This window comes from Pseudomonas sp. GW821-FHT07E12, from assembly GCF_058986605.1.
Map to the genome: position 1 here is coordinate 1 of NZ_JBYSVX010000075.1, position 5,657 is coordinate 5,657.

5 protein-coding genes are annotated in these 5,657 nt (G+C 65.2%); 1 reads left to right on the top strand and 4 read right to left on the bottom strand.

Annotated features, from left to right (window positions below; translation table 11 throughout):
* Positions 1-221 precede the first annotated feature (221 nt).
* The 4 genes from AC3WJE_RS20835 to AC3WJE_RS20850 form a co-directional block, all read right to left on the bottom strand.
* Complete coding sequence (locus tag AC3WJE_RS20835; protein WP_493732753.1) at positions 222-920, bottom strand: class I SAM-dependent methyltransferase; 699 nt, start codon at positions 918-920, stop codon at positions 222-224.
* A gap of 72 nt (positions 921-992) precedes the next feature.
* The gene (locus tag AC3WJE_RS20840; RefSeq protein WP_493732754.1) at positions 993-1,502 is read right to left on the bottom strand and encodes a GNAT family N-acetyltransferase; all 510 of its coding nucleotides are present in this window, start codon (positions 1,500-1,502) and stop codon (positions 993-995) included.
* 9 nt (positions 1,503-1,511) lie between these two features.
* The gene (locus AC3WJE_RS20845; RefSeq protein ID WP_493732755.1) at positions 1,512-2,078 is read right to left on the bottom strand and encodes a helix-turn-helix domain-containing protein; all 567 of its coding nucleotides are present in this window, start codon (positions 2,076-2,078) and stop codon (positions 1,512-1,514) included.
* Between the two features lie 206 nt (positions 2,079-2,284).
* On the bottom strand, positions 2,285-2,767 hold the full coding sequence (locus AC3WJE_RS20850; protein ID WP_493732756.1) for a DUF3574 domain-containing protein: 483 nt from the start codon (positions 2,765-2,767) through the stop codon (positions 2,285-2,287).
* A gap of 334 nt (positions 2,768-3,101) precedes the next feature.
* On the opposite strand from AC3WJE_RS20850, the gene AC3WJE_RS20855 reads away from it, so the two are divergent.
* Positions 3,102-5,522, top strand: coding sequence for a TonB-dependent receptor plug domain-containing protein (locus tag AC3WJE_RS20855; RefSeq protein ID WP_493732757.1), 2,421 nt, complete (start codon positions 3,102-3,104; stop codon positions 5,520-5,522).
* The last annotated feature ends 135 nt before the right edge of the window (positions 5,523-5,657 follow it).

Sequence of the window (5,657 nt, forward strand, 5' to 3'; positions counted from 1 at the left end):
CCTTTGCTGTTGAAGTTGCTGTTGCTGTTGCTTCAAACCCGAGAAGCAACGTCCATGGATCCCCGCCTTCGCGGGGACGACGCTAGATGGATGGCAGGGACCGTATCGCCAACCACTCAACGGACGACAGCACATAGCCAAAGCAACGGAGCAAGTCCTGCCCCACCACCAACACCACCACTACCGCTCCAACACCCACTACTCACTACCACAACCCAACCTCACAAAACCCGCCGCCCCGACCAAACCCCCGTGTACTCCGGAATCACCCCATCCCCACGCCCCCCAATCCCCATCGCGGCCTCCTCCCCAAAGAAGAACCCGAACGCCCGCTCCGCCTCTGCAACACTGTCGAAACGATAGTCCGTCGCCACCACATCGCGACGCAGACCATGTCGCTGCTCCAACGCCCGATAGAACACCTCCAACTCCGGAAGCGGCGCCACCGGCGCATCGACGTTGGAGCCCAACGTCTCGATCAGGATCAACGTACCGCCCGGCCGCAACTGCGCCAGGCAGGCTTTGACCAGTTCGTCCGCGGCGACCGCGGGATCCTCCACATCCAGCGCCCGATGCCCGAAGCTCCACCCTTCGATCACCACATCCGCCTGCTCCGCAAGCGTGCCGATCCCGGTGTTGTCGAGCAGACGAAACTCCAGCTTGTCCGCATGCGCTCGCAGGCTATGCCGCGCCCGCTCCAGCATGTGCGCGGAACGATCGAAGCACACCACCTCGGCCGCGCGATCGGCGTACAACGCGGTGACGCGTCCGGTGCCCGTGCCGAATTCCAGCACGCGCTTGCCGTCGAAATCGAAGGTTTCGAGCAGGTACCGGCCCAGGTTGCCCTGCCAATCCTCGCGCGACACCAGTTCGTCGTAGCGGTCGGCATGACCGGCGTAGATCTCATACATCGAAGGCATTGCGACTCCTTGCATGTCCTGTCCCGTGCCGACGCCGCCATGCGGCGCAGGCGTGGGAAACGAAGGGAGGAATCAGATTACCGGGATGTCGACGCCATCGATATCCAGATGCAGGAACTGGCAGAACTCACTCGCCACGTAATCGGAAAACGCCGGACCATTGCGGAAGCCACGCCGCCGATACAACGCCAGCGCCGGTTCGAACGATGGCCCGCTGCCGGTTTCCAGACTCAACCGCTGCACACCACGATCGCGCGCCACCTCGATGATGTGCTCCAGGATCACCGCCGCCGCGCCCTGGCGCAGATGATCGGGATGCGTGCGCATCGACTTCAGCTCGGCGTTGCGCTCGTCCAGCATCTTCAGCGCACCGATCGCGATCAGCCGCTCGCCACGCCACGCCGCCCACACCGTCACGCCCGGCGCCTGCAAGCCGGACAGGTCCAGCGCGAACACGCTGCCGGGGGGTGAGTTCGCATGCATCTGCTGCAGGTGGTACGCCAGCAATTCGCGCGTGGGCGTGCCGGACAGATCGTCCTCGCGGATCACGAAGCGGGCAGCGGCAGGAAGTTCGACGGACATCGACGGGCCTCAGGGTTGGGTGATCGCAAGCAGGTAGCAAGCCGGCGCTGCCCCGCGCACGTGGAAGCGCGACGCACCCGTCAGGCGATAGCGCACACAGTCGCCCGATTGCAGCCGGTAGCTTGTGTTGTCGAGGGTCAGCTCAAGCGTTCCCGACAGCATCCACAGGTGATGCTCCAGGCCGGCGATCGGCGGGGTCGGGTAGTCGATGCTGGCGCCGGCCGGCAATTCGCCGTGGATCAGCTCGGTGCGATGGCCCGGCAGCGGCGGCGAGACTCCGCGCCGGCGGAAGCCGGTCTGCGGATCCACCCACACCGACTGTTGCGCCTCGGGCAGGTGCTGCGGCGCCACGCCTTCCAGTTCGGCCAGCAGCGAAGACAGCGGACGGCCGTAGACGGCGCAGAGCCGCCCGAGCACGACCGCCGTGGCACTGACATCACCACGTTCCAACCGCGACAGCGCGGCGCGGCTGACGCCGCTGCGCTCGGCCAGTTGTTCGAGTGACCAGCCCTGCTCCAGCCGCAATGCCGCCAGGCGCGCGGCAAGGCGCTGTTCGAAATCGTCTGGAGCTGACATTGGCGCCTCACTCGAAATCCCTATATGGAGAATAAATCCCTATACAGAGACAATCAATCCCGAGTGTGCACGTCGCGCCTAACTCGCTAGCCCAGAGCCTGTTTACGATCCCACAGGCCCACAAACCTGCTTCTTTGCTCGTCATTCCCGCGAAAGCGGGAATGACGACATTCCTGTTGCTCTCGGAGACCGTGAACAGACGGTGCTCAGAAAGAAACATCCACCGCCTGACGCGACCACAGCACCGACTGATGGCCGGTGGCCTGCTTCCACGCCAGCCGGATCGCCTCGATGTCGGCGCGGCGCTGCGGGGTGTCCTCGTGCAGGATCACCAGCACCTTGGTGGCAAGCCGGTTCGGCTCCGGGGCACCCCGGAACAGCCACTGGCCGTAGGCATCGAACACGGTCAGTCCATCCGGGAAGCGCGGGGTCACCTCCTTGTCGAGGAAGGCGCGCCACTGCGCCTCGCTGATCTTCTCGGTCTGCGCGCGATCGGCCGGGCCGCTCTCCTCGCCGACGCCGAAATACAGCTCGCTGCGTACCCAACCATGCCCGTCAGACGGCCGCGCGGCGTCGCCCTGCATGGCGGCGGTGGTGCTGGCGGTGGTGGCCGGCTTGGTCGGGGACAGCGTCGAGCAGGCCGAGAGCGCAAGGGTCGCGGCCAGCAGGGAAGTACGCAGGAAATTCATCGGTTCTCCAATGGGGGAGCGAGAAAGCAAAAAGGATACCCGCACACGGATGTGCGGCCCTGCTGTGAGCGACGCCCAGGTAAGAACACCGGCACATGGATGTGCCGTGCTCCTGTGAGGGACTCACAAACAACAACCCCGGCACAAGGACGTGCCGCGCCCTTGTGAGGGACTCACACATAAGCATCGGTGATGTGGTGATGCCGGGAAAAGAAGCGCCGCCCCTCGCCCCTGCCATAACGCGTTGTTAATATATCGCTTCATCCAGATGGATGTTGATATCGACCGCAACCATTTCCCCGCGGTCCCGTCGTTGCTCCAGGAGAGAAAACCCATGTCGCGCCCCTACCCCACTGCGCTCGGCCTGGCCGTGGCGCTGGCTCTGTCGGCCCCCGCCTACGCCCAACAGTCCGACGCCACCACGCTGGACACGGTGATCGTCACCGGCACCCGCGCCAGCAACCGCACCGTGCTCGAATCCACCGTTCCGGTGGATGTGCTCACCGCCGAGGACATCCGCAAGGCCGGCATCGTCAACGGCGAGCTGGGTAGCGCGCTGCAGGCGCTGCTGCCGTCGTTCAATTTCCCGCGCCAGTCCAACTCCGGCGGCGCCGACCACGTGCGCGCCGCGCAGCTGCGCGGCCTGTCGCCCGACCAGGTGCTGGTGCTGATCAACGGCAAGCGCCGCCACACCTCGGCGCTGGTCAATACCGACAGCAAGATCGGCAAGGGCACCACGCCGGTTGATTTCAACTCGATCCCGGTCAGCGCGATCAAGCGCATCGAAGTGCTGCGCGATGGCGCCGGCGCCCAGTACGGCTCGGATGCGATCGCCGGTGTCATCAACGTGATCCTCGACGACGATCCGGACCACGGCGAGGTCGAGGCCAGCTGGGGCGTGCACCACACCGACCTCAAGCCGATCCACAGCGAACTGACCGACGGCCAGACCGGCGAGATCACCGCCAAGGCCGGCACGCGCCTGGGCGAGGAAGGCTTCATCAAGGCCGGCCTGGAGTACAAGCGTCGCTCGGCCACCAACCGCGCCGGCTTCGACCAGATTCCCGATTGGCAGCAGAACGAGACCAACCTCGCGCTGCAGGGCAAGCGCAACTATGCGCTGGGCGATGGCCAGTCGCGCGACATCAACGTCTGGTTCAACAGCGAACTGCCGTTCGGCCAGACCAGCCGCTTCTACGCGTTCGGCACCTACAGCCACCGCGATACGCAGGGCGACAACTACTTCCGCTACCCGGACGACACCGACGGCGCCAACTGGCCCGAGGTCTATCCGAACGGCTACCGCCCGGTCTCGCTGGGCTACAACCGCGACTACCAGGGCGTGTTCGGTGCGCGTGGGCAATGGGGCGACTGGGACTACGACGCCAGCCTCGACTACGGCCGTAACGATTTCACCTACAAGCTGCGCAACTCGCTCAACGCCTCGCTCGGCCCGGACAGCCCGACCAGCTTCAAGGTCGGCCGCTACGTGTTCGACCAGACCGTGGCCAACCTCGATCTGACCCGTGCCTTCGAGGCGATCGGCGCCAACCACACACTCGGCACCGGTGTGGAATTCCGCCGCGAGCAGTACCGCACCTATGCCGGTGATCCAGCCAGCTACGCGGCAGGCCCCTACACCGACCGCCCGACCGGCGCGCAGGCCGGTGGCGGGCTGACGCCGGAGGATGCGGCCGATCTGTCGCGCAATGTCGCCAGCGCCTACGCCAGCGTTTCCAGCCAGTTCGGCGAGAAGTTCTCCACCGATCTGGCCGGCCGCTACGAGCACTACCAGGACTTCGGCAGCCAGTGGACCGGCAAGCTTGCCGCGCGCTATCAGTTCGCCCCTGAATTCGCGCTGCGCGGTGCGATCTCCAACAACTTCCGCGCGCCGTCGCTGAGCCAGATCGGTTTCGAGTCGACCTCGACCGGCTACAACTCAGAGGGGCAGTTGGTGCAGAGCCGCGTGCTGTCGGTCAACAACCCGATTGCGCGCGCACTCGGCGCCACCGATCTGAAGCCGGAGAAGTCGGTCAACTACAGCCTGGGCTTCACCAGCCGTCTCGGCGATCACTTCGATCTGTCGCTGGACTTCTTCCAGATCGACATCAAGGACCGCATCGCGCTGTCGGAAAGCATCACCGGTGATGCGCTCACCGAGTACGTGGAGAACACCTTCGGCGTATCCGGCCTGCAGAGCGCCAGCTTCTTCGTCAACGCCGCCGACACCCGCACCCGCGGTGCCGAGCTGGTGACCAACTGGCGCGACCAGGCATTCGGCGGCGACCTGCTGCTGACCGGCACCTTCAGCTACGCCAAGACCACGTTGAAGAACGTGCTGGCGACACCGTCGCAGTTGCTGGCGCTGGATTCGGACTACGTGCTGTTCGGCGTGGAAGAAACCAACACGCTGACCACCGCCACCCCGAAGACGCGCGCCTCGCTGGCCGCCAACTGGAGCAACGATCGCTGGACGCTGTCCTCGCGCCTGTCGCGCTACGGCAGTGTCACCCGCGTCTTCAGCTGGGCCTCGGCCCCGCAGACCTACGGCGCGGAATGGCAGTTGGACGTGGAAGCCGAATACCGCATCACCCCGCAGTGGACCGTGGCGATCGGCGGCCAGAACATCACCGACAACTACCCGGACCTGTCCAACAGCGAGACCAACTACTACGGCAACCTGCCGTATGACGTGCTCTCGCCGATCGGCAGCAACGGTGCGTATTGGTATGGCCGGGTGCGTTATACGTTCTGACGGGAATCGGGAATCGGGAAAGCCGCTTGGCGCCTGCCAAGCGGCTTTTCGCTTCTCGCTCTCGCTCTCGCTGTTGTAGGAGCGGCTTCAGCCGCGATGAGGCTTTCCCGGTAAAGCCTCATCGCGGCTGAAGCC